At 48.4% G+C, this 21,217-nt stretch carries 20 protein-coding genes; 10 read left to right on the top strand and 10 right to left on the bottom strand.

Going from position 1 to position 21,217, the window contains the following annotated elements; all coding sequences use genetic code 11:
- Positions 1-3: 3 nt before the first annotated feature.
- A complete protein-coding gene (locus AC1DLI_RS09895; RefSeq protein ID WP_477601964.1) occupies positions 4-1,719 on the top strand; it encodes a GMC family oxidoreductase in 1,716 nt (571 codons plus the stop codon).
- 65 nt (positions 1,720-1,784) lie between these two features.
- Here the strand turns inward: AC1DLI_RS09895 and tatA are convergent, their stop codons facing one another.
- Positions 1,785-1,988 (bottom strand): twin-arginine translocase TatA/TatE family subunit, encoded by a 204-nt coding sequence (gene tatA, locus AC1DLI_RS09890; RefSeq protein ID WP_477601962.1) that lies wholly within the window; start codon positions 1,986-1,988, stop codon positions 1,785-1,787.
- Between the two features lie 20 nt (positions 1,989-2,008).
- Complete coding sequence (tatC, locus tag AC1DLI_RS09885) at positions 2,009-2,740, bottom strand: twin-arginine translocase subunit TatC (RefSeq protein ID WP_477601960.1); 732 nt, start codon at positions 2,738-2,740, stop codon at positions 2,009-2,011.
- 179 nt (positions 2,741-2,919) lie between these two features.
- Between tatC and AC1DLI_RS09880 the strand changes: the two genes are divergently transcribed.
- Both AC1DLI_RS09880 and AC1DLI_RS09875 read left to right on the top strand, forming a co-directional pair.
- On the top strand, positions 2,920-3,306 hold the full coding sequence (locus AC1DLI_RS09880) for a c-type cytochrome (protein ID WP_477601958.1): 387 nt from the start codon (positions 2,920-2,922) through the stop codon (positions 3,304-3,306).
- Positions 3,307-3,498: 192 nt separating this feature from the next.
- The gene (locus AC1DLI_RS09875) at positions 3,499-3,909 is read left to right on the top strand and encodes an HIT family protein (protein ID WP_477602367.1); all 411 of its coding nucleotides are present in this window, start codon (positions 3,499-3,501) and stop codon (positions 3,907-3,909) included.
- A 61-nt stretch (positions 3,910-3,970) separates the two neighbouring features.
- On the opposite strand, the gene spoIIP is transcribed toward AC1DLI_RS09875, so the two are convergent.
- Positions 3,971-5,128: a stage II sporulation protein P gene (gene spoIIP / locus AC1DLI_RS09870; RefSeq protein WP_477601956.1), complete on the bottom strand. Its 1,158-nt coding sequence runs from the start codon at positions 5,126-5,128 to the stop codon at positions 3,971-3,973.
- A 186-nt stretch (positions 5,129-5,314) separates the two neighbouring features.
- Here spoIIP and AC1DLI_RS09865 point away from each other — a divergent pair, with 186 nt between their 5' ends.
- Both AC1DLI_RS09865 and trpS read left to right on the top strand, forming a co-directional pair.
- Positions 5,315-6,088 (top strand): hypothetical protein, encoded by a 774-nt coding sequence (locus AC1DLI_RS09865; protein WP_477601954.1) that lies wholly within the window; start codon positions 5,315-5,317, stop codon positions 6,086-6,088.
- Positions 6,089-6,566: 478 nt separating this feature from the next.
- Positions 6,567-7,550, top strand: coding sequence for a tryptophan--tRNA ligase (trpS, locus tag AC1DLI_RS09860; RefSeq protein WP_477601952.1), 984 nt, complete (start codon positions 6,567-6,569; stop codon positions 7,548-7,550).
- 217 nt (positions 7,551-7,767) lie between these two features.
- On the opposite strand, the gene AC1DLI_RS09855 is transcribed toward trpS, so the two are convergent.
- Genes AC1DLI_RS09855 through AC1DLI_RS09845 form a run of 3 tightly spaced genes read right to left on the bottom strand, consistent with a single transcriptional unit; the run spans position 7,768 to position 9,923 of the window.
- Positions 7,768-9,015 carry a cation:proton antiporter gene (locus AC1DLI_RS09855; RefSeq protein WP_477601950.1) on the bottom strand — a complete coding sequence of 416 codons (1,248 nt, stop codon included), beginning with the start codon at positions 9,013-9,015 and terminating at the stop codon, positions 7,768-7,770.
- A 2-nt stretch (positions 9,016-9,017) separates the two neighbouring features.
- Entirely contained in the window at positions 9,018-9,509 is a 492-nt protein-coding gene (locus AC1DLI_RS09850; protein WP_477601948.1) for a cation:proton antiporter regulatory subunit, read from the bottom strand.
- A gap of 24 nt (positions 9,510-9,533) precedes the next feature.
- Entirely contained in the window at positions 9,534-9,923 is a 390-nt protein-coding gene (locus tag AC1DLI_RS09845) for a hypothetical protein (protein WP_477601946.1), read from the bottom strand.
- 210 nt (positions 9,924-10,133) lie between these two features.
- Between AC1DLI_RS09845 and AC1DLI_RS09840 the strand changes: the two genes are divergently transcribed.
- Positions 10,134-10,595 carry a cupin domain-containing protein gene (locus AC1DLI_RS09840; RefSeq protein ID WP_308997279.1) on the top strand — a complete coding sequence of 154 codons (462 nt, stop codon included), beginning with the start codon at positions 10,134-10,136 and terminating at the stop codon, positions 10,593-10,595.
- Between the two features lie 88 nt (positions 10,596-10,683).
- On the opposite strand, the gene AC1DLI_RS09835 is transcribed toward AC1DLI_RS09840, so the two are convergent.
- Positions 10,684-12,228: an HD-GYP domain-containing protein gene (locus tag AC1DLI_RS09835; RefSeq protein WP_477601943.1), complete on the bottom strand. Its 1,545-nt coding sequence runs from the start codon at positions 12,226-12,228 to the stop codon at positions 10,684-10,686.
- A 140-nt stretch (positions 12,229-12,368) separates the two neighbouring features.
- Between AC1DLI_RS09835 and AC1DLI_RS09830 the strand changes: the two genes are divergently transcribed.
- Positions 12,369-13,550, top strand: coding sequence for an MFS transporter (locus tag AC1DLI_RS09830; protein WP_308997281.1), 1,182 nt, complete (start codon positions 12,369-12,371; stop codon positions 13,548-13,550).
- Between the two features lie 190 nt (positions 13,551-13,740).
- On the opposite strand, the gene AC1DLI_RS09825 is transcribed toward AC1DLI_RS09830, so the two are convergent.
- Positions 13,741-14,568 (bottom strand): purine-nucleoside phosphorylase, encoded by an 828-nt coding sequence (locus AC1DLI_RS09825; protein WP_477601941.1) that lies wholly within the window; start codon positions 14,566-14,568, stop codon positions 13,741-13,743.
- A gap of 278 nt (positions 14,569-14,846) precedes the next feature.
- On the opposite strand from AC1DLI_RS09825, the gene deoC reads away from it, so the two are divergent.
- Positions 14,847-15,536 carry a deoxyribose-phosphate aldolase gene (gene deoC, locus AC1DLI_RS09820; protein WP_477601939.1) on the top strand — a complete coding sequence of 230 codons (690 nt, stop codon included), beginning with the start codon at positions 14,847-14,849 and terminating at the stop codon, positions 15,534-15,536.
- A 159-nt stretch (positions 15,537-15,695) separates the two neighbouring features.
- Here deoC and AC1DLI_RS09815 read toward each other — a convergent pair whose 3' ends face one another.
- Positions 15,696-16,568, bottom strand: a complete 873-nt coding sequence (locus tag AC1DLI_RS09815; protein WP_477601937.1) for an aldose epimerase family protein — start codon at positions 16,566-16,568, stop codon at positions 15,696-15,698.
- Positions 16,569-17,086: 518 nt separating this feature from the next.
- Positions 17,087-18,244 carry a peptidylprolyl isomerase gene (locus tag AC1DLI_RS09810; protein ID WP_477601935.1) on the bottom strand — a complete coding sequence of 386 codons (1,158 nt, stop codon included), beginning with the start codon at positions 18,242-18,244 and terminating at the stop codon, positions 17,087-17,089.
- A 281-nt stretch (positions 18,245-18,525) separates the two neighbouring features.
- Here AC1DLI_RS09810 and AC1DLI_RS09805 point away from each other — a divergent pair, with 281 nt between their 5' ends.
- Both AC1DLI_RS09805 and mgrA read left to right on the top strand, forming a co-directional pair.
- A complete protein-coding gene (locus AC1DLI_RS09805; RefSeq protein WP_477601933.1) occupies positions 18,526-19,971 on the top strand; it encodes an HD-GYP domain-containing protein in 1,446 nt (481 codons plus the stop codon).
- Between the two features lie 108 nt (positions 19,972-20,079).
- Positions 20,080-21,075, top strand: a complete 996-nt coding sequence (gene mgrA / locus AC1DLI_RS09800; RefSeq protein ID WP_477601931.1) for an L-glyceraldehyde 3-phosphate reductase — start codon at positions 20,080-20,082, stop codon at positions 21,073-21,075.
- Positions 21,076-21,217 lie beyond the last annotated feature (142 nt).

Below are 21,217 nucleotides of genomic sequence, written 5' to 3'. Positions count from 1 at the left end.
ATTATGGCCAAAACATTACCGAAAACCGATGTTGTCATCGTAGGGGTCGGCTGGTCTGGGGGCATCATCGCCGCGGAACTTACGAAAAGCGGTTTAAACGTGGTAGGACTTGAACGAGGGAAAGAGCGGAAGACCGAGGATTATTTCATGGTGCATGACGAGCTGCGTTATGCGCTGCGTTACGAAATGATGCAGGATTTGTCGAAAGAAACGATCACGTTTCGCAGTAATGAGAAAATCCGTGCGCTGCCTATGAGGCAGTACGGTTCGTTCTTGATAGGGGACGGACTCGGCGGAGCGGGCGTTCACTGGAACGGTCAGACCTATCGTTTTTTGCCGTACGACTTTGAGATTCGAAGCAAGACGATTGAAAAGTACGGAAAAAATAAAATCCCGGCTGGCATGACGATCCAGGATTGGGGAATTACGTACGACGAGATCGAGCCGTATTACGATAAATTCGAGAAAATGGCGGGTATTTCAGGCGAGGCGAACCCTCTGGGTGGCAAACGCAGCAGCCCTTTCCCGACCCCGCCAATGAAGAAGACACCGGCAATGCAGATGTTTGTCGAAGCGACTACCCGACTAAAGCTGAATCCGTATATGATGCCTTCGGCAAATCTATCAGAAAACTATACGAATCCTGATGGCATTGCCCGCGCCGCCTGCCAATATTGCGGATATTGCGAGCGCTTTGGCTGCGAATACGGGGCCAAGGCCGATCCAGTGGTGACGGTCATTCCGGTAGCTAACAAAACGGGGAAGTTTGAGATTCGCACCCATTCAAACGTTCGCCGTGTATTACATAAGGGCGGTAAGGCGACAGGCGTTATGTACACGGACGTAACGACGGGAGAGGAAATCATACAGCCCGCAGATATCGTCGTTGTGACGAGCTATGTATTCAACAATGTCCGGCTGCTGCTGATGTCAGGGCTGGGGCAGCCTTATGATCCAGCATCAGGAACGGGCGTCATCGGCAAGAACTATGCTTATCAAGTTGCGAAGGGCAGCGCGGTTGGCTTCTTCGAAAATCAGCAGTTCAACAGCTTCGCAGGCGCAGGAGCGCTCGGCGTATCTATTGATGACTACAACGGCGACAATTTTGACCACTCCGATCTGAATTTTATCCACGGAGGCGTCATTGCGATCGGTCAGTCTGGTGCGCGCCCGATTCAGAACAATCCGACTCCGTCAGGAACGGCTGCATGGGGCTCTGAATTCAAGGCGAAGTCAGTGCATTACTCAAATCGGACGCTTGCTGTCGGCGCGCAGGGGTCTTCGATGTCTTACAAGCATCATTTTCTCGATTTGGACTCGACTTACAAGGACGTCTACGGCGATCCGCTTTTGCGGATAACCTTTGATTTCGAAGAACAGGACCGCGAGCTGGCGAAGTTTCTAGCCGAGCGCTGCTCAAAGATAATGAATGAGATGGGTGCGGATAAGGTCGACTATTTAAAGGAACTCGGTCCTTATGAGATTATGACCTATCAGTCGACCCATAACACGGGCGGCGTCATCATGGGGAATAAACCGGACAATTCAGCGGTCAATACGTACAGCCAAATGTGGGATGCGGATAACGTGTTTGTCGTCGGTGCCAGCGCATTTCCGCAAAACGCCGGCTACAATCCGACGAATACGGTCGGAGCATTAGCTTACCGCGCGGCGGAAGGCATCTTGAAGTACAGGGAAAAGGGCGGATTGCTTGTTTGAAAAAGGCAGAAAGTTTTTAAAAAAGGGCCGTTCCCGAAGAAATACGGGAACAGCCCTCTTTTTTTCTACAGCAGTTTCTGCACGTCATCCTTTTTGTCTGTGGATGGAAGGCTTTGATCATCGTCCACTATGCCGCGCGTTGAGCTGCGGAATTCGCGCAGCGTATCGCCGAATGCCCGGCCGAGCTGCGGAAGCTTAGCCGGCCCAAAAACGATGAGCGCGATAAGCAGAATAATGACTAACCCTGAGACACCGATGTTATTTAACATATGTTATTCTCCTTTTTGGTTCAAGTAGGTGATGGAACGGCGGCCACTCGTTTAGCATACCTTCTGGTTACGAGCACGCTAATCTCAAAGAGCAGCAGCAGTGGCACGGTCACGGAGAGGTGAGAGACAAAGTCCGGCGGGGAGATGCATGCCCCGACAACGGCAAGAGCAACATAGGCATATTTACGCGAGCCGTTCAGCCGTTCAGGAGTGAGCAGCCCGATTTTCGTCAAAAACAGGATGATGAGCGGCATTTCGAAGGCGATGCCAAGCGGGAACACGACACTGAACAGAAAGGAAAAGTACCGATCGATCCCGTACGTTTCAACGGCGCCGACATTATGGTTCATTTCCATCATGAATTCGAGCATCATCGGAAACACAAGAAAATAACTAAACGATACACCAACAAGAAACAATAGGAATGACAAGGGTACATAGGCAAGCGTTCCTTTTGCTTCCGTTTCCGTTAGTCCAGGCCGCACAAACGCCCAGGTATGGTAAAGCAGAACGGGCAGTGTGAACAGAATGGCGAACAGGAACGCGCAGCGCAAATAGATGAACAAACCGTCCGTGAACGAGAAGACGTTCCATTCCACCGATTTGGCGGTCAGACCCGATTTGATGTACCGCAAAATGCTTGGGGCTGCATAAAGCCCTCCGCTCATAGCGACGAAGAAACAGGCGATTACGATAATCAATCTTTTCCTCAGCTCGGTTAAGTGGTTAACCAGATCTCCTTGTATATCCACAAAATCACCCCGCATCAAAGCGTATTTCTGTTAATCCGTCATGCATTTTGTTAGGATAACCAGTTCACTTTCTGTTATGCGCAGTCTTACCTTTTCTGAAAATCTTTAGGAAACGCTGCATACATCATTCGCTTCTGGGAAAAGTAACAACAAATCTCCCTATATTAGGAGGAAACAAAATGTTTTATAAAAACAAATGGGTTTTATTACTGTCTGCCTTCGCGCTGATCCTTGCACTATCTGCCTGCGGCAACGGTAATAAAACCAATAATGGGGCCAATACCGAAACACCGGCAGAGAACACTGGCAACACTGACAACGCTGGCAATACGACTGTCAATACGGCAGAAGCGGAGTCCTTCTACGGCAAAAATTGCGTAAGCTGTCATGCCGTTGACCTCTCTGGCGCGAATGGACCTAACTTACAGCATGTCGGCAAGGAAATGTCCGTTGAACAAATCAAAACGCAGATAAACAATGGCGGGAACGGAATGCCTGCTTACAAAGGACAGCTGACGGATGAGGAGATCACACAGCTTGCTTCATGGCTGGCCGGCCATAAATAAGAGCATGCTAAGATCCCGGTATCAAAGTGAGTGGAACACACGAAATAGGAGAAAGGAGCAGCTAAGACTGCTCCTTTTTTCGTTGTCATAGGTGAAATATTTAACAGAAATTCAGCAATAAAGCCTTAATCATGATATATAATTGGAAAAACATACAATAAATATGCTGAGGGAGGAAATGTAATGTCAGAAATGCCGTGTTTGGGGTGCCAGCTTGCCAATCATCGAATAGAGGCATACACCGTCTACGAAAACGAATGGGTTACTTGTTTCCTTGATATCGCTCCATTAAATGAAGGACATCTGCTGATCCTGCCAAAGCAGCATTTTCTTGACGTCGATGATTTGGACGAACGAACAGCGAACGAAATTATGAAAGCATCTGCCATGCTGGCAAGGCTGCTAAAGGCTGAATTCCAGCCAGATGGAATAACGGTCATTCAGAATGGCGGCAAATTCAATGATTTGACGCACTATCATATGCATATCTTTCCTCGTTACGCTGAAGACGGCTTTGCTTGGGTGGAACCGGTGGATTCCACAAATGCGAAGGACCGGCTCAGCGAAACGAAAGAGAGATTGGTGAAACAAGCAAATGGTTAGCTATGATATTGAGGGACAAAAAGCATTATCAGCTTGAAACTAGGCGAATTCTACTAAACAATTAAGCTTTATCATTCTTATAAAGCCTCGCAATGACACTCGATAAAGCGTCAATCGTGCGATAAGATTCTTCGAGCGTATTATTAACGCCTCCGACCTCAATAATCATGCTGTTCAGCGCTAGATCCTGGTTGTAGACGCCATTACCCTGCGAGTGGTCTTTTGCAAAAATGCCTTTTGATAAGCCGGGGTACTTATCGTTTAGGATTTTGATAAATTTTTTGGCAAAAGCATAGTTGCTTTCCCAATTCGGATTCTCGGCCCCAATAATGATATAGAGCTGAGCATACTGCACACCATTTATTTCCGCCGTGGTTGCTTTGCGGGGACCGGAATCGCGATGGATATCAAAAAAATAGTGAAGCTCCTTGTTGGTAGCAAGGAGTTCTTTAACTTTTTTTCTGGAATATAGGTACGAATCAAGTCCATTATAAAGATCACCATAAATGGAGGGATAATCGGACGCGTCGTGCAGGCTTTTAAATCCGGCCTCGTTTAATTTCTTCGTTAATCGTTCGCCCAATAGGGTGACGTTTGTTTTTTTATCGAACGCAAGCGATTCCTTTTTGACGGACGGTAATTCAGGCAGCCACGATTCGCGATTATGGGAGTGATAAACAAATATTTCGGGTGCCGAGACGGTTTTGACAGGCGGCTCTATGGTATTCTCCTCTTCTTCGGAAGGCTCGTTGTCAGGAGACGGAGTCGGAGCCGGAGCCGGATTGGCGGAATGGTTATTTTCTGATTCACCTGTTTCTGGCACATGATGCTCATCATCGCTAGGATAATCAATGGCTCCCTCGGTATCATTTCCAGGGTAGAGAAGGGTTGATCGATTAGTACTCATTCCTGGCAAGATGCCGCCCATAAGCGCTTTCGGATCATTGAAATCGACATCCAACAAATACGACAGCAAAAAATTCACCGTTTTATTGGTATTCCCGATATGCGCTTCTGCTTGATAATGCGGCATTTCAAAGCTTAAGAGATTGCTAAAAAAACCAGCTGGCATCTTTACGGCTTTACCCGATGTTTGCTTAAAATCAGGATTAAATGAAGCTAGGACCAGCCCTATTACGACAGTAGTCGAGAACGTAATGACCATGATGATCATAAATGTCCGAAACAATCGAACAAGCTCAGTCAGCCTTTGGTTCATGAAATCACCCCTACTAGAGACATCGCTTGTCTATCGGCTTTTACTAGAAAACATATGATCAGACTCTATTAAATATGCATAAGGCATCGAGGGTTCTACAAAAGTTAGAACTGTTGTTCATTTCGCCGCGCAGCTATGATGGGGACATCGCTGCAAAGGAACGAACGAGGGATGGAGTGAATTTGCTTGGAGAATGCAACCGATCTTATCATTCGAAAATTAACCGCTACTTTTGTCGTAACGGCCGTTGCCTCTATTATGATGGCTGGTTATCATGTGCTTGGAGACCGCGGTTCCGGAGTCCAATATCATCTTGGAACTCAGCTGATGGAATGGTCTTTTATATACGCGATGTATATCGGGGCTATTGTTTTAATTTATGGAAACGCGGTTTCAATCGGGATAATGTGGGTGCGCAATAAATGGTTTGAGCGGCAAGCTTGGCTTGCTGTCGGATTGCACGGTTTTTTTGGTCTTGGCATTGGGATTTTGATTCCGAGCGGATTTTATATGTTAAGCGGGATAGTTATTGCATTAGGATACGGAATTTTGGATCGGTGGCTGAAAGCGAGGGCGTTAAAGCAAAAGAAAGCAGCACTTTGTGTGCTTATTCCGATCCTGATTTACGTGGTTTCTTGGGGAGCGCTTAATCAGAACTCTCCACCGATGCCGCCATATACCATAGAAGAAGCAGTAGCCTTTGCCACAGCGGGGGGAGGTACGACGATAGACGCTTTTCCTAATGAAGTTGGGCAATGGCAGGGATTTATTGAGGGTTATATGGTGAAAAGAGAAACAAAAGCGGAAACATTGACGGAAAATGTCTACGTCGTTACTTTTAGCGAGAGCTGGAAAAAGGGAACGGAGTCGAATTTTCGGTCTTTTTCATACCGAGTGGGGCGCGGTTCGATGACGTTTCACCAAAGCGAGGGGGATGATCCTCCCTATGCAAGCTACTGAGCAGCCAGTGCCTGGATGGAAAAGGAAAAGATTGACTAATTGGATTCGGTTGTTGTATTGTGATTTTTATCCATTTATATCCGAAGGCCATGAAAGAAAATAGTAGTCTGACGCAATTGTCAAAGCGAGCTAGCGACTGGTGAGAGGTCTGGCACAATTGTCCGGGTGAATGGTTTCTTTCGCTTCAATCCGAACGCTGGGTAACCAGCCAGTAGGCGTTGACGGTGAGTCCCTCCGTTATCTAGGGGAATCGTGTTAGAAATTGACATGAAAGAGTGCGGCCATCGGCCGAATTCGGGTGGTATTGCGGAGCAAACACTTCGTCCCTTTTTTAGCGGACAGGTGTTTTTTTATTTATAAGGACATTATAAGTTTTCACTTATCAATGTCCTTATAAATCTCCGCGAAACGAGCTTTTGCCGCAAAGAACGGCTACAGCCGTTTACGCTTGTATACCCAAAAACAAGGAGGAACGAAAATGAAACGAGTCATTTCCGGGATTAAACCTAGCGGCGAGCTGAATATTGGAGGCTATGGGGGAGCGCTGCAGCCATTTATTACGATTCAACATGAGTATGAATGCTTTTTCTTTGTGCCGGATCTTCATGCAATAACGGTCACTCAAGATCCGAAAGAGTTATATCAACGTTCGAAGGATATTGCAGCCTTTTATATTGCCGCGGGAATTGATCCTAAGAAATCCACCATATTTATTCAATCGCATGTGCCTGCGCATGCTGAGCTAGGATGGATGATGGAGACGCAATCCCATTTCGGCGAGATGAGCAGAATGACGCAGTTTAAAGAAAAGTCGGACGGTAAAGATTCGGTGAGTGCCGCATTGTTTACCTATCCTGCCTTGATGGCAGCGGATATTCTCCTCTACCAAGCGACGCATGTGCCTGTTGGTGACGATCAGAAGCAGCATCTAGAGATGACCAGAGATTTAGCGCTGCGTTTCAATAACCGTTTTGGAAGTACCTTTGTCGTGCCGGAGCCGATTATTCAAAGCCTCGGTTCCCGTATTATGGGGCTGGATGACCCAAGCAAAAAAATGAGCAAAAGCAACCCGAACCGCAATAGCTGCGTGCTGATGCTAGATTCACCGGATGAGATCAGGAAAAAATTCTCTAAAGCCGTAACCGATTCGGAGGGAAGCGTGCGTTTGGATTGGGAGGCTAAGCCTGCTGTCAGCAATCTCATTGAGATTTATGCCGTGTTTTCCGGAGATTCTATTGCTGCCATTGAAAGACGGTATGAGGGTCAGGGCTACGGCAGCTTCAAGAAGGATTTAGCTGAGGTTGTGGTTGAGAAGCTAATCCCGATCCAGGAGAGGTACAAAGAAATCATTGATTCCGAGGAGCTTATCACCATTTTGAAAGACGGTGCTCTGAAAGCATCCGAGGCCGCGAAAGCTACGCTGCATCAGGCAAAGCGCTCCATGGGATTTGTGACCTTTTAAGAAGAGAAAGAGGAAGCATAGCCAGCATGGGCTGTGCCCGGGGGGAAAAGGGAGCGAATCGTTCCGATTTCAGGATCAGCATGTTCGGGATGGTCAGGATTTCTCAGCTATTGTTAAACAGAGGAGCAACAAAAGAAATAATCCTATCTCAATGAATATAAGCAAAAAGAAGGCCTAAGAGATTCGCTCTCATTAGGCCTTCTGCTTAATAGGCTGCTCAGCCGCTGCCCGAATGTTCCTTGGCCGCTGCCGGCTCCCTTGCTTTCTCTTTCTTTGATTTTTCCCATCTGAAAATCCCGTTTAAACCTTTGAACACCAGCTTCGATTCCTTTGTCAGAAGCGGCCCCATTATCGCTAGGATGAGGACATATAACGCGGCGAACGGCTGCAGCAGCTCAAGCAGGCCGCCGGCTTTGCCGAGGTTCGCCATAATGATGGAGAATTCGCCGCGCGATACGATCGTTAGGCCGATATTTGCCGACGCCTTCGGCGACAGGCCCGCGCTTTTTCCTGCGAGCATGCCGGCAACGAAATTGCCAAACAGCGTTACGCCAACCGCTGCAAGCGACAGCCATACCGCTCCGCCAAGCGCGAAAGGGTCAATCGTCAAGCCGAAGCTGAAGAAAAATAGCGCTCCGAAGAAATCACGGAAGGGCAGGATCAGATGCTCAATCCGCTTCATGTGAACCGTTTCAGCCAGTACTAAGCCGACTAACAGTGCGCCGATTGCTTCGGCTACATGAATGGTTTCGGAGAAGCCGGCGACGAGAAACAGCATGCCGAACACGAGCAGCAGAAACAGCTCATTCGAGCGAATATTAAACAATTTATTCAGAAGCGGGGCAGCCTTCCTGCCTATGATTAAGAAGAGCAGCATGAAGCCGAGCGCATAGGATGCGGACAAAAGCACGCCGCCGAGCGATGAAGAATCGCTGAGTACGAGTCCGGAAAGCACGGAGATATAGACCGCTAGGAAAATATCCTCGAACATAATGATTCCGAGAATCATCTCCGTCTCCGGATTAGCCGTCCGTTTCAAATCGACAAGCACCTTCGCCACGATGGCGCTTGAGGAAATCGTAGTAATACCGGCAATGACCATCGTTTCTTCGATGGGGAAACCATTGATCCAGCCAAATAACAAGCCAAGCGAAAAGTTGATGAGAATATAAATAGTTCCGCCTATCGCAATAGAGCGACCCGATTTCATTAACCGACCCACAGAAAACTCCAGACCTAAATAGAACAGGAGGAACAGCACGCCGAGCCGCCCCATGAATTCGATTAGATCTGCACTATGAATAAACCTGAAGTCCAATATGCCAACATGCGGCGCATGAGGACCTACGGCCATGCCGATTAAAATGTAAAACGGGATGACGGAAAACCGAATTTTTGCAGCTAACAGCCCGACTAAGGCAATGAGTATAACGGCAAGACCGATCTCCAGCACCATGTGATCCATAATTAACGGCTCCCGTTTTGCAGCATCAGCTTAAGAAGCTTTAGATGCTGCCGCTCACCTGCGACGATGAGTGTAGTATCCGCTTTGAAAATATAGTCGGGGCCAGGATTGATATGCTTTGCTTCCTTCTCGACAGCAGCGATAATCGTCGCCCCCGTCGTTTGGCGGATATCGGCTTCACCGATCGACCTGCCAATGCATGCGGCGTTTGGTTCAATCTTGTACCATTCGATGGTTAAGTCATCAAGCGCGACTTCAATGGTTTCAAGCGCCTTCGGCTTATAAGTCATGCCGCCCACGATAGCGGCAACCTGCCGGGCTTCCTCGTCTTCAAGCGTAACCATGGAAATGCTGTCGTCCGGATCATCGTATTCGAAGTGGTACATTTCGCGGCGTCCGTCATCGTGAATGATGATGACAAACTTGTCGCCGCTTCTCGTCATAATTTGGTATTTACGGCCAATACCGGGCAAGTCGGATTCTCTAATGTTCATTGTGTATGCCTCCTCATTTGTTGGTTATTGATAAACCGAATGAGAAGAGCAGCCCACAAAATGTGAGGTGAATTTAATAGGAGTCATAAGCAAGTCACGCATTCGCTGAGGAACTGACGTGCGAAGCGCAAATAGGGTTGTAGATCGCCTGAAAAGAAGCAAGAGCGAATGCAAATAGGCGACGAGCAGTACGTTTACTGGCAAAAAGAGTTTAGTCGTGCTGTTCATTTTGCCAACGCTTACTGAGGCGGTATATTTCACTGAAGCATGTATGCGGCTTGCGCCTGCAGTTTGCTCGAACGTGTTGCCTGCTTGGTAGGCGAACAGCGCTGCGAGCAGCAGCGGAACAATAATAAGCAAGTTCATCAAATGCTTGCGGCTGATGCGTCCAAATTCCTGTACACCTTTGTTCATCTGTTCACCTCCCAAATGTTCGTTAATATAAGTATAACTTATAAATCGAAAAATACAAAGCTGGTTCCATATATTAACGGAGTAAAAACTCGTTTTTTCCTTCTATCCCCACCTGTTTAATGAATTGACGATCTGATCTACGCGTTATAGAATGAGGAAACGAAATGAGTGATCATACGCAAGCAAAAGAGAGAAAGAAGGTTGAAATGGATGGGAGTATCCGTAAAACAGCTGTCGCCGCTAGTGGAGTCGCTTGGTTTGAAGCAGCACGTGGAGGGCGGATGGTACAAGGAAATTTGGAAAGCTGGCTTTGTTATACCGCAGGAGGTGCTTGGCGCTCCGTATTCAGGAAATCGCTTTGCGGCATCATCCATCTATTTTCTGCTGCATCCCGATGAGTTCTCGGATTGGCATACGGTCTATTCGGACGAGCTGTGGATGTGGCATTCCGGAAGTCCTTTGCTGCTGACGCTCGGGGGAACGAAAGAAGCACCGGAGACGAGGAAAGAAATCATCGTCGGTCCGGATGTGCTGGCAGGCCATCAGCCGCAAGCGCTCGTACCGGCAAACGAATGGCAAATGGCGCGTCCACTTGGCGATGAGCCTGTTCTTGTGTCCTGCGTGGTAGCGCCAGGCTTCCACTATGATGATTTTAAGCTTATTAAACGTTAAATCGAATCGCACTTATTGCTTCAATCGAAGCCGAAGAAAGAGCCATACGTGGAAGGTTAACCCTTACCCGTATGGCTCTTATATGTATTTATGAGACATTTTCGTCAGGGTTGTCCTTCAATCTTAGCGAATCGATGAACAGCTGCGTGAGCTTCGGATCCCACTGCGTGCCCTTGCCCTCTTCCAGGATGGATAGCGCTCGCTCATAGGTCATGCCTTTTCGGTAAGGCCGGTCGGAGGTCATGGCGTCAAAAGCATCGGCGATCGCGATTGCACGCCCAAACAGCGGAATATCGGTACCGACAAGACCGTCCGGATAACCCTTCCCATCATAACGCTCGTGATGTGAGCGAACGCCTGGCAGCAGTTCGGCCATCGCATCTGCAGGCTCAATTTGCTTCAAAATATTTTCGCCGAGCACGGGATGCAGCTTGATTTGATCAAATTCCTCGTCGGTTAGCCTGCCTTCCTTGAGCAGCACAGCATCACGCACGCCGATTTTCCCAATATCATGCAGCAGCGCAGTTTTATGCAGCAGCTCGATTTCGCTTGCGGACCATCCGTCCAATCGTCCGATCTGAACAGAGTAGCGGGCTACCCGGGTAGAATGGCCGGCTGTATACGCATCTCGGGCATCAAGCGCTGCCGCAAGAGTCATGAAATAGCTATGCAGAAGCTGATTGTTGCGCTGCTCGCGCTCCTTCAGGCCGTTCACCATATGATTGAATCCAGCTACCAGCTTGGAAAATTCATCTGAATAAATATCCGCCGCACTCGTCTCGAAATTGCCCGCTTGGACGCTGCTCATACCGTTTTGTATCGTATGAATAGGGTCTTCAATGTTGCGAGAGAGCAGCGACGCTCCGAGTAGGGAGTAAATGATGCCGATAATGAGAATAATGCCTGCCCATTGCCAATAAGCTAAACTGCCTTCACCTTGGATATTATCGAGCCTTATTTGCGAGGCCAGGCCAAACAGCAATAAGGGCAGCGTACCGATAAGGAAGGCGCTTAAGCGGAATTTTGTGCGAATTGATACGAGAACTTTGCCGCTAAGCGTGATATCCTGATTATATAGTTCCTTATGCCAATTGCGAATATGCATGACAACGGGCCTAATAGCCTTTGTTGTTAAGAAAAACTCAATCATCGCATGCATGCTGGCAATCATAAAGGCGACAGCGGCAGCGATTCCGATATAAAAATAAGGCAGTTTCATATAGCTTAGCTTAATAAAGACGATGGCCATGCTGACAGCCGGAAGCAGCAAACCCAGAAAGTGGGGGCCGAAGGTGCGCCTAACGGATAACACAGGAAATCTGTGAGTATGTAAATAAGCGTTTTTCAGCTGCTCGGACGTCGGCTGCTGCGCTTTAAAGATGCCCTGAATCGGCCTTAGATGCTGGTAGAAGACAAACAGCTCGCAGACGATCATGATGACAAGGGAAATGGTCATGATTGCACCTAATACAAAACGTTCGTTGGAGGGGATGGATAAGGTGGAAAAAACAACGCCGCCGCCGACTCCGACTACGGCAACCGCAGATCCGAAGAGATAATTGCGAAGGAGCTGAGTTAGGAAAGAGGTATAGACACGGCTTCCTGCTTGTTCGTGCTTCTTAGGTAAATGCATAAGATGAGACCTCGATTCCAAAATTTCTAATAAGCCAGTTCAAAGTACCTATAGTATAAATCGGCATTTTTAGAATGTATATTAACGATAGTGAATAAAAAAATACGCGCAGCCGATGGCAGCACGAGAGGAAACCCACTGTGAAGGAAACGTTATGGACTAAACCGTTTGTTTTGTTGATCTTATCTAATTTATTTTTATTCTTATCACTGGAAATGCTGCTGCCTACGCTGCCTATGTTTGCGGCAAACAAAGGCGGAACCGACGCCCAGATCGGACTTATCATTGGCTTATTTACTTTTTCGGCCGTATTGCTGCGTCCGTTTGTCGGCATGGCCTCCGATAAATTCGGCAAAAAGCTGCTGCTCCTCGTTGGGGTTGCGATCTGTTTAATCGGAACGGCCAGCTATTACGCTGCGGTTACGATTACGATGATGCTGATGCTTCGCATCGTACACGGCGTAGGCTTCGGTATTTCGACAACGCTGTACGGCACGGTTGCCTCAGACATTATACCTGCCTCCAGAAGGGGCGAGGGCATGGGGTTCTTCGGAACAGGCAACGCCGTAGCTATCTCTTTGGGGCCCTTCCTCGGCATTTGGCTGATGGAGGAATTCGGTTTCACTGCGTTGTTTGTTGTCGGCGCTTGTATCCTGCTGCTGGCCCTTGTCTTCACCGCGTTCGTAAAGGGAGATACGCGAGCGGAGCGGGCAGAGATAAAGGCGGCTGCAGAGGCCAATACGCCTCTCATGCTGAGGTTTGTGGAGCCGAAAGCGCTGATGCCGTCACTGCTCGGGCTGCTTGTGGGTTTATCTCTTGGAGGGGTAATCAGCTTCATAACACTGTTCGGCAAAGAGACTGGCGTGCAAAACATCGGATTTTTCTTCTTGGTGCTGGCCCTCAGCGAGTTTCTTATCCGATTTGTGAGCGGACGGATCTTTGATACAAAAGGACGGTTTTGGGTACTCTTTCCTGCGGCGGTTTTTTGCATCGTGGGCTGCGTGATTCTCTACATGACCAAATCTACGGGGATGCTGCTGCTTGCGGCCGTATTTTACGGGGCGGGCTTTGGAGCCATTTTTCCAGGCTTGCAGGCATGGGTAATTGACCGTGTAGAGCCGCAGCGCAGAGGGGTGGCGACAGCGACCTTCTACAATGCCTTCGATATAGGAATTGGCAGCGGCGCAATGCTGCTTGGACTAGTTGCGACATGGAGCAATTACGCAACCATGTATTTGGTATCCAGCGTATTTTTTATCTTCTACCTGGTCGTATATTTCATGTATGAGAGAAAACTGAAGACACAGCCCGGCATCGGGTGAACGGAGCGGAGGGAGATGAGCTGCTAAGATAAGTCATGACTATAGTGGCTAAATTCGCATCTCTCCTGCTGTATGTACTGGATAAGATTGTGAGCATATAGTAAAGAATAGAGTACAGCCCTTCGTATGAAAAAAAAGAAGCTGCCCGAAAGTCATCGACTTAGGGACAGCTTAATGTGATTTCTAATTGTTACACGCGGAATGCGCCTACCGATGCTTTCACAAGGGCAATGAACTTGGGTCTTGCTTGCTCAGCTACGCGCACGACTTGTTCATGCGTAAGTGGCTCTAACTCGTCGCCGATCGCCATGTCGGTAATACAAGTAATGCCGACTACGCGAATGCCTATGTAATTAGCCGCGATGACTTCAGGAGACGTTGACATGCCCACAGCATCTGCCCCCCAGCCTGCCATCATCGAAAGCTCGGCCGGTGTACAGTAGGTAGGACCCGAAATACTGACATAGACACCTTGCTGCAGCTTGATGTCCAGCTCTTCTGCTTTGCTTGCCACGATGGCACGAAGCTCGCGGTTGTAGGCTTGCGACATGTCCGGGAAGCGGGGGCCGAGCTCAGGGATGTTGGCTCCCATTAACGGGTTGCTGCCCGTGTTGTTAATATGGTCGGTTATCAGCATCAGATCGCCGGCGGCGAACGAGCGGTTCATGCCGCCGGCGGCGTTCGTTACAAGCAGTGTCTGAATGCCGAGCTGCTTCATGACGTAGACAGGGAACACAACCTCCTTCATGGAGTAGCCTTCATAGTAATGAAAACGCCCTTTCATGACGAGCACCGTTTTACCTTCCAACTGCCCGATAACGAGCTCGCCGGAATGGCCTTCTACCGTGGAAACCGGAAAGTGGGGAATTTGCTCGTAAGGGATCACGATCGATTCGATAACCTCATCGGCCATAACGCCAAGACCAGAGCCAAGAATAAGACCGATTTGAGGCTGGCTTTGCAGCTGGTCGCGTATGTAAGCCGCAGCTTCATTTATTTTGCTAAGCATGTTTTCCATGAATGGATGACCTCCTAAGGTTTATTCAAGCACAGCGAAAGACAGGGCACTTAGGCCGCAGCTGTACGATGAGCATAACAATCATAGCGTATCGAACTTGCAAAAGTAAACTAATGGCAGTTATCACCTGGCATTGTTGTTGTTTTGTACAAAGCTTCGTATAATGAAACGTAACCTGCGTACTCGTTTAACCTATTGAATAGGACGGAGACGACGCGCTTCGGCTGCGCCATTACCGGAGTATAGGAAAGCACTAAGATGAAGCGGAGGAATAAATAATGAGCGACGGTACAACTTACTCGCCAGCGGAAATTGCGGCGATGATCGATCATACGATACTTAAGGCAGACGCAACGAAGGATGAGGTTTTGCAAATTTGCCGTGAAGCTAAACAATATCATTTCGCAACGGTTTGCGTGAACGCAGGCTGGGTAGCGGCAGCAGCTGCAGAATTGAAGGGTTCCGGGGTTGGTATTACAACCGTAGTCGGTTTCCCGCTTGGAGCGACTACGACAGCATCCAAAGCCGCTGAAGCTAAATTTGCCATCGAAGACGGAGCGACGGAAGTCGATATGGTATTGAACATCGGTTTGCTGAAATCGGGCGACTTGGATGGCGTGCGGCGTGATGTAGAGGGCGTTGCCGCGGCAGTGAAAGGACAAGCCGTCCTTAAAGTCATTCTTGAAACAGGGCTTCTCACGGATGAGGAGAAGGTTACGGCAAGCGAGATTTGCAAGAAGGCAGGCGCCGACTTCGTGAAGACTTCAACGGGCTTTGGCAAAGGCGGAGCAACGGTCGAGGATATTGCGCTGATGCGCCGTACGGTAGGCCCTGATATCGGCGTTAAGGCATCCGGCGGCGTGCGCGACCGTGAAACGGCGCTGCAAATGTTCGCGGCGGGTGCAACGCGAATCGGCGCAAGCTCGGGTATTGCCATCGTGACAGGCGGTCAAGGGGAAGGGTACTAAGATTTTAATTTTAAAAAAGGGACTCCATCGTTCGCCATGGTTAGATCATTAGATCACTGGCAAGCGGGGGAGTCCCTCTTTTTCAATTATAGCTCCGCGCCACGACAGCTTTTGCCACAGAGGACGGCGACAGCCGTTTACGCTTGTATCTAGGCTGAATTAGCGCTCGCAGCTGATCGTAAGATTGGCATGCAGCTCTTCACCGGCATTTAGCATGACAAGCTCCTCTTTGCGGCCAAGCTCTCCCGTCATCGCCATCCAGGGCTCAACGCACACGAAGGGACGGTCCTTAACCGACCATAGCACCATATATTTGAAAATGTCATCATAAGTCAAGCGCACGCGAGCGCCTTGTACAACTGGGAAGGAAATTTCGCCTTTCTTCGCATCAAGCAAGCAGACGGATTCGACAAGCCCTTCCAAATCGATGACGCCATCAAATGGTTTCTCGATATTATCGTTATAATCGACATAGCGGGTCGCATCGATCTCGTAGGCGATCTTCTTGTCCGAATCGATCGCAAAGTAAGGATGGAAGCCAGCATAAAAAGGCATCGCCGCAGCCTCGCTTCGATTGCGGTAGGTTTGGCGTGTATGAAGTTCTCCATTCTGCAGCACGTAGGTAAACAGCAGCTCGAATGCAAAAGGGTATGAGCGCAGCGTATCTTCATTGCTTTGCAGGCGAATCGTAATCGATGCTTCTCCGTCAGCATTAGTGCTGACAACATCCCATACGGCAGTACGTGCGACGCCGTGGTTAGCCATGCTGTAGGTTTTGCCGTTCCACTCGTAGGATTGCTCCTCAAGCTGTCCGCATATTGGGAACAAAATCGGATTTCCTCCCCGAATATTTGCGGTTTTGTGCTCAAAGGTTGCCTTGTCCAAATAGAAGAGCTCAAGTCCATGCAGCTGACATCCGATCACAATGCCGCCTCGCTCCGGACATACGATTACGCGGGACTGCGTACTTTCCTCGATCAATTCATACAAAGTAAAGGTATCCTCATAGCTGCGAACTTCATGGTTGCTCACTTAATTCCCTCCAATAATAGGTGAATGTCATATTGCCCCATCATATCATATTCTCAAAGCGCCTAACTGCACTTATTATCAACCGATTCCCGCCTACAGAGTCATACCGCTACCGCCCTCCAAGCCAATAGTCCGTCCATTAAACTTACGTTTTATGCAGGTTATAAAATGGATCGAATCTACTAAACAATTACCTACACCAAATTGGTAGAGTTGAATAGTATATATTAGCTTCAGAGAATCGCAGGCATTGCCAGTAGTGCTTCTTCAACAGCCGACCTAATGAACGCAAAAGCCAACATGCCAAACCGATCTACTCTTATGCAGCAATCGAAGCTGACCAAACGAACAATAGTTGATGACGGTCTGCATTCCTGTAGAGCTAAAGTTCCCCTAGCCCCTCCCTCCTGGTGACGGGGGGCTTTTTTCTGCCTCGGTAAAAGAAAGGGACAGCGTCCCGCGGGCAATGAATCGCCTGCGTCGCGCTGTCCTTTTTCAAATAGCAGAACTTATAATAGTTATTCTGCTGCTGGCGCTTCTGTTGCCGTTGGGTCAGCAGATGCCTCCGGAGTCAATGAATTCGTGATTTTCGCTTTAGCGCGAATTTCAGTCATCCAAGCTTCGGACAGCTCATTAGCTTCCGTAGCAATAAGCTGCTTTTTAATTTCTTCTTTCTTTTCTTCGAAGGTTGGAACGACAGCAGCTTTCTCCGCTGTTTTCTTAATAATGTGGAAGCCGTGCTCGGATTGCACAACGCCGCTGATTTCATTCACTTTCAGCGCGAATGCAGCCGTTTCGAACTCAGCAACCATAGCGCCTTTGCCGAAGAAGCCAAGATCGCCGCCTTGTTCTTTTGAACCGGTATCAGTGGATTTCTCTTTCGCGATCGCTGCGAAATCGCCGCCTTGCTTCAGCTCAGCAAGAATAGCGTCCGCTTCTTCTTTGGTAGCTACCAAAATATGCGATGCTTGAATTTGCTCAGGCGTTCCGAGCGTATCTTTGTTTGCATCATAGTATTGTTGAACCTCTTCGTCCGTTACGTCCGTTTTTGGCTCCAAAATTTTGCGAATCGTCAGATTGGTCTTTGTATCCTTTTTCAAGCTTTCAAGCGTCATATTGTATTGAGCAAGCGTTGCAGTGAACTCCTCTTCCGTACCGAAGCTCTTCTTGATCAGAGCGATTTCGGAATCGATGTCTGCATCGGTAACTTCAATGCTCGCTGCTTTTGCTTCCTGTGCAATAAGCTCTTGCGTGATGATGTTCTCAAGCGTAGCCGGTCCGCCGGCAGTTACGAGCTCATCATAAAGTCTGTCTTGCGTTATGTTGACACCATTTACGGTTGCAACCGTTTCGTTGCCGGCGCCCCCGAACGGTGGCTTAATCAATACGATAATTAGCAAAATAGCTAATACAGCCGATACGATCGCCCATACTTTGCCGCTTCCGCCTTTTGGTGATTGGTTAACGCTTTCCGCGCTTAAAGCCGCTGCGCGTATTTCATCGTTTGCTGCTTCTGGCTGCTCATCGTTCGACTCTTTTTGAAGCTCCTCTTCGATGGCCGCATCTTGCTCTGAAAGCTTGTCCTGCTCTTTGCTTTCATCGAACGTGTAACGCTCTTCTTTCGCAGTCAATTCGTTATCTGCGTCTTTGTTTGGCTGCGATTCCTTGTTATTCATTCCATAAACTCCCTTCGTTTTGCCTATCTTCAATTACTATAACAAAACTAACATGAAAAAACCTTAATCTAAAATAAAAATATAATTTGTCGAACGCATAATTATTCATTCCCTTATAAACTCACTATTTATACGAAGCGGGAGGGATGATATGATAGGGGTATAAAATAATCCAACATTATCCTACATAATTCGAGATTGCTTTTAGATGACTCAAATCCTTTTACACCCCCATTGGCGGTATATTTACTATTCTTAACTAAGATGTAGGAGGAAGCATTTTGCGTAAAAATACGGGGGTATTCACACGTTTTGCGGTATCGATGCTTATTCCGCTCGCTGGTTATCTTCTAGTGCGGGGCACAGAGTTCGATAAAAGCATTAATGCGCCGCATGAGCATTTTTACATCGTCAGTCTCGTTTCATTGCTCTCGCTTGCTCTTGCCATAGCAGTCGGTTTTGTTGCGATACAACTTCGTAATATTAAGATTAGTTTTCTATCGTTATCTTATGTATCGCTCACGGCCATGTTTGTTTTTCACGGCTTATCGACTCCTGGTTTTTTGATGCATCATCCCAATATTGCCGGCAGCGCGGCACAGCTTAGCATTTTGCTTGCTGTCATATGGCTGTGGCTGTCTTCCCTTTCTGTAGACCTGCCATTGATTAAATGGTTTTCTGAGTGGCAGAGGCTGCTCCTTCCGATATGGACGCTTTTACTGTTTGGGTTTTGCGCCTTTCTATGGTTCAATCCGGATGTGATTCTTTATTTTCAACTAAAGGAATTACCGATGAAGTGGACGGCTTCATTATTCATCATGAGCCTGAATGGGTGGACAATATACCGTTATTTAATGACTTATTTATCTTCACGTTTTCCTTTACAGCTGGCAATCGTTTATAGCGCGGGCTGGATGATTGTCGCTCAGATCATTGTTGTCAGCGGCGAGACTTGGAATGTAAGCTGGTGGCTGTATCATTTCCTGCTGCTCGCATCCGTCATTGTTATGGTTGCCGGAATCGTATATCAATATGTCAGCTCCAAATCCATCACCTCGTCCGTTAAGCTTATGTTTCGCGCCAATCCGCGCGACTGGATTAATACGTATATGTCCACCAGCGTACGCGAATTGGTCATGACAACGGAAGCGCGTGATTCGTATACGGCAGGTCATAATTACCGGGTTGCCCTATACGCACTCAAGCTCGGAGAGGAGCTTTGCTTGACCTCCGCGGACCTCAGGGCCATTGCGCAGGGCGGGCTTGTCCATGATGTCGGCAAGCTGCGAATACCGGATACGATTCTGAACAAGCCGGGCAAGCTGACGCCGGAGGAACGAAAGATTATTGAGGTTCATCCCGTATCAGGATACGATCTGTGCAAAAGGCTGGGTTTTATGCCGGAGGAGCTTTCTGTTATCCGTTCCCATCACGAGAAATGGGACGGTAGCGGCTATCCCGATCAGTTGGCAGGGGAGCAGATCCCGTTGCTCGCTAGGGTGACGGCTGTAGCGGATGTCTATGATGCGCTGACCTCATCGCGTTCTTACCGCAAGGCCATGACGCATGAAGCGGCAATGGAAATTATCGTCAAGGAAAGCGGACGGCATTTTGACCCTTATTGCGTGAGCGCGTGGGAGCGGCTTGTCCGGGAGCAGCCCGTGTTCTTTGAGGAAACGATCAGAAACAGTCCGCATTTGAAGCTGGATAGGAAGCTCGGAAGGTAACAGGATTTCCATTTTATGAGCTGCAGCAGTACAATAGACAGGGAATACGCTCATTTTATTGCAAGCATGGAATAAGCGTTTCTAATAAAGGCTTGGGGGAACTCGATCATGACTTATTTAGCGGCTAATAATCGGTATGAGAGCATGAAGTATAATCGCGTCGGACGAAGCGGCTTGAAGCTGCCAGCTATTTCCCTAGGGCTGTGGCATAATTTCGGCGGCGTTGACCGCCTTGAGAATGGACGGGACATGGTGCGCCGTGCCTTTGACTTAGGTATTACCCATTTCGATTTGGCCAATAACTACGGACCGCCTCCAGGCTCGGCGGAGGAAACCTTCGGCCAGATTTTAAAACAGGATTTTGCGGCACACCGCGATGAACTTATTATTTCAACAAAAGCAGGCTACCACATGTGGGAAGGTCCATATGGAGACTATGGCTCGCGTAAATACCTGATCTCCAGCCTTGATCAGAGCCTGAAGCGGATGAACCTGGACTACGTCGATATTTTTTATCACCACCGTCCGGATGCAGAAACGCCGCTTGAAGAAACCATGGGCGCACTCGACCATATCGTAAGGAGCGGGAAGGCGCTGTATGTCGGCGTTTCGAATTACAGCGCAGAGCAGACAGCCCAAGCGGCAGCCATCTTGAAGAAGCTTGGCACGCCGTTCCTCATTCACCAGCCATCCTACTCCATGTTTAACCGATGGATCGAGAATGGCCTACAGGATGTGCTTGATAAAGAGGGTATCGGCTCAATCGTATTTTCTCCGCTTGCCGGAGGTCTTCTTACTAACCGATATTTGAACGGCGTCCCTGCTGATTCTCGCGCGGGAGGGCCAAGCGTATTTCTGAAGGCGGATCAAATTACGGATAGCAAGCTGGAAAAAATCAAACAGCTGAATAACCTTGCCGAGGAACGCGGGCAATCGCTTGCTCAAATGTCTCTTGCATGGGTACTGCGGGGCGGACGCGTAACATCGGCGCTGATCGGCGCAAGCCGCGTGGAGCAAATTGATGACAATGTAGCTGCTTTGAGCCGTCTTGATTTCAGCGGTGAAGAGCTTAGCCGCATCGAATCGATCCTTTCGGCAGAATAGAAGCAAGCCCATTCGAAACCCCAAATAATGAAACGCTAGAGCAGCTTTACGCAGTTATGCGGAAGGCAGGCTCTAGCGTTTTTTTTGCTCCAAATAATAGAAAAACGAGGTATAATAGTGTCAAAGTTCGACAGCTGCGGAA

It is taken from the genome of Paenibacillus sp. 01T443 (genome assembly GCF_056398325.1).
Note: the sequence above shows the minus strand (reverse complement) of the source record. Positions and strands in the feature narration are given on the sequence as shown.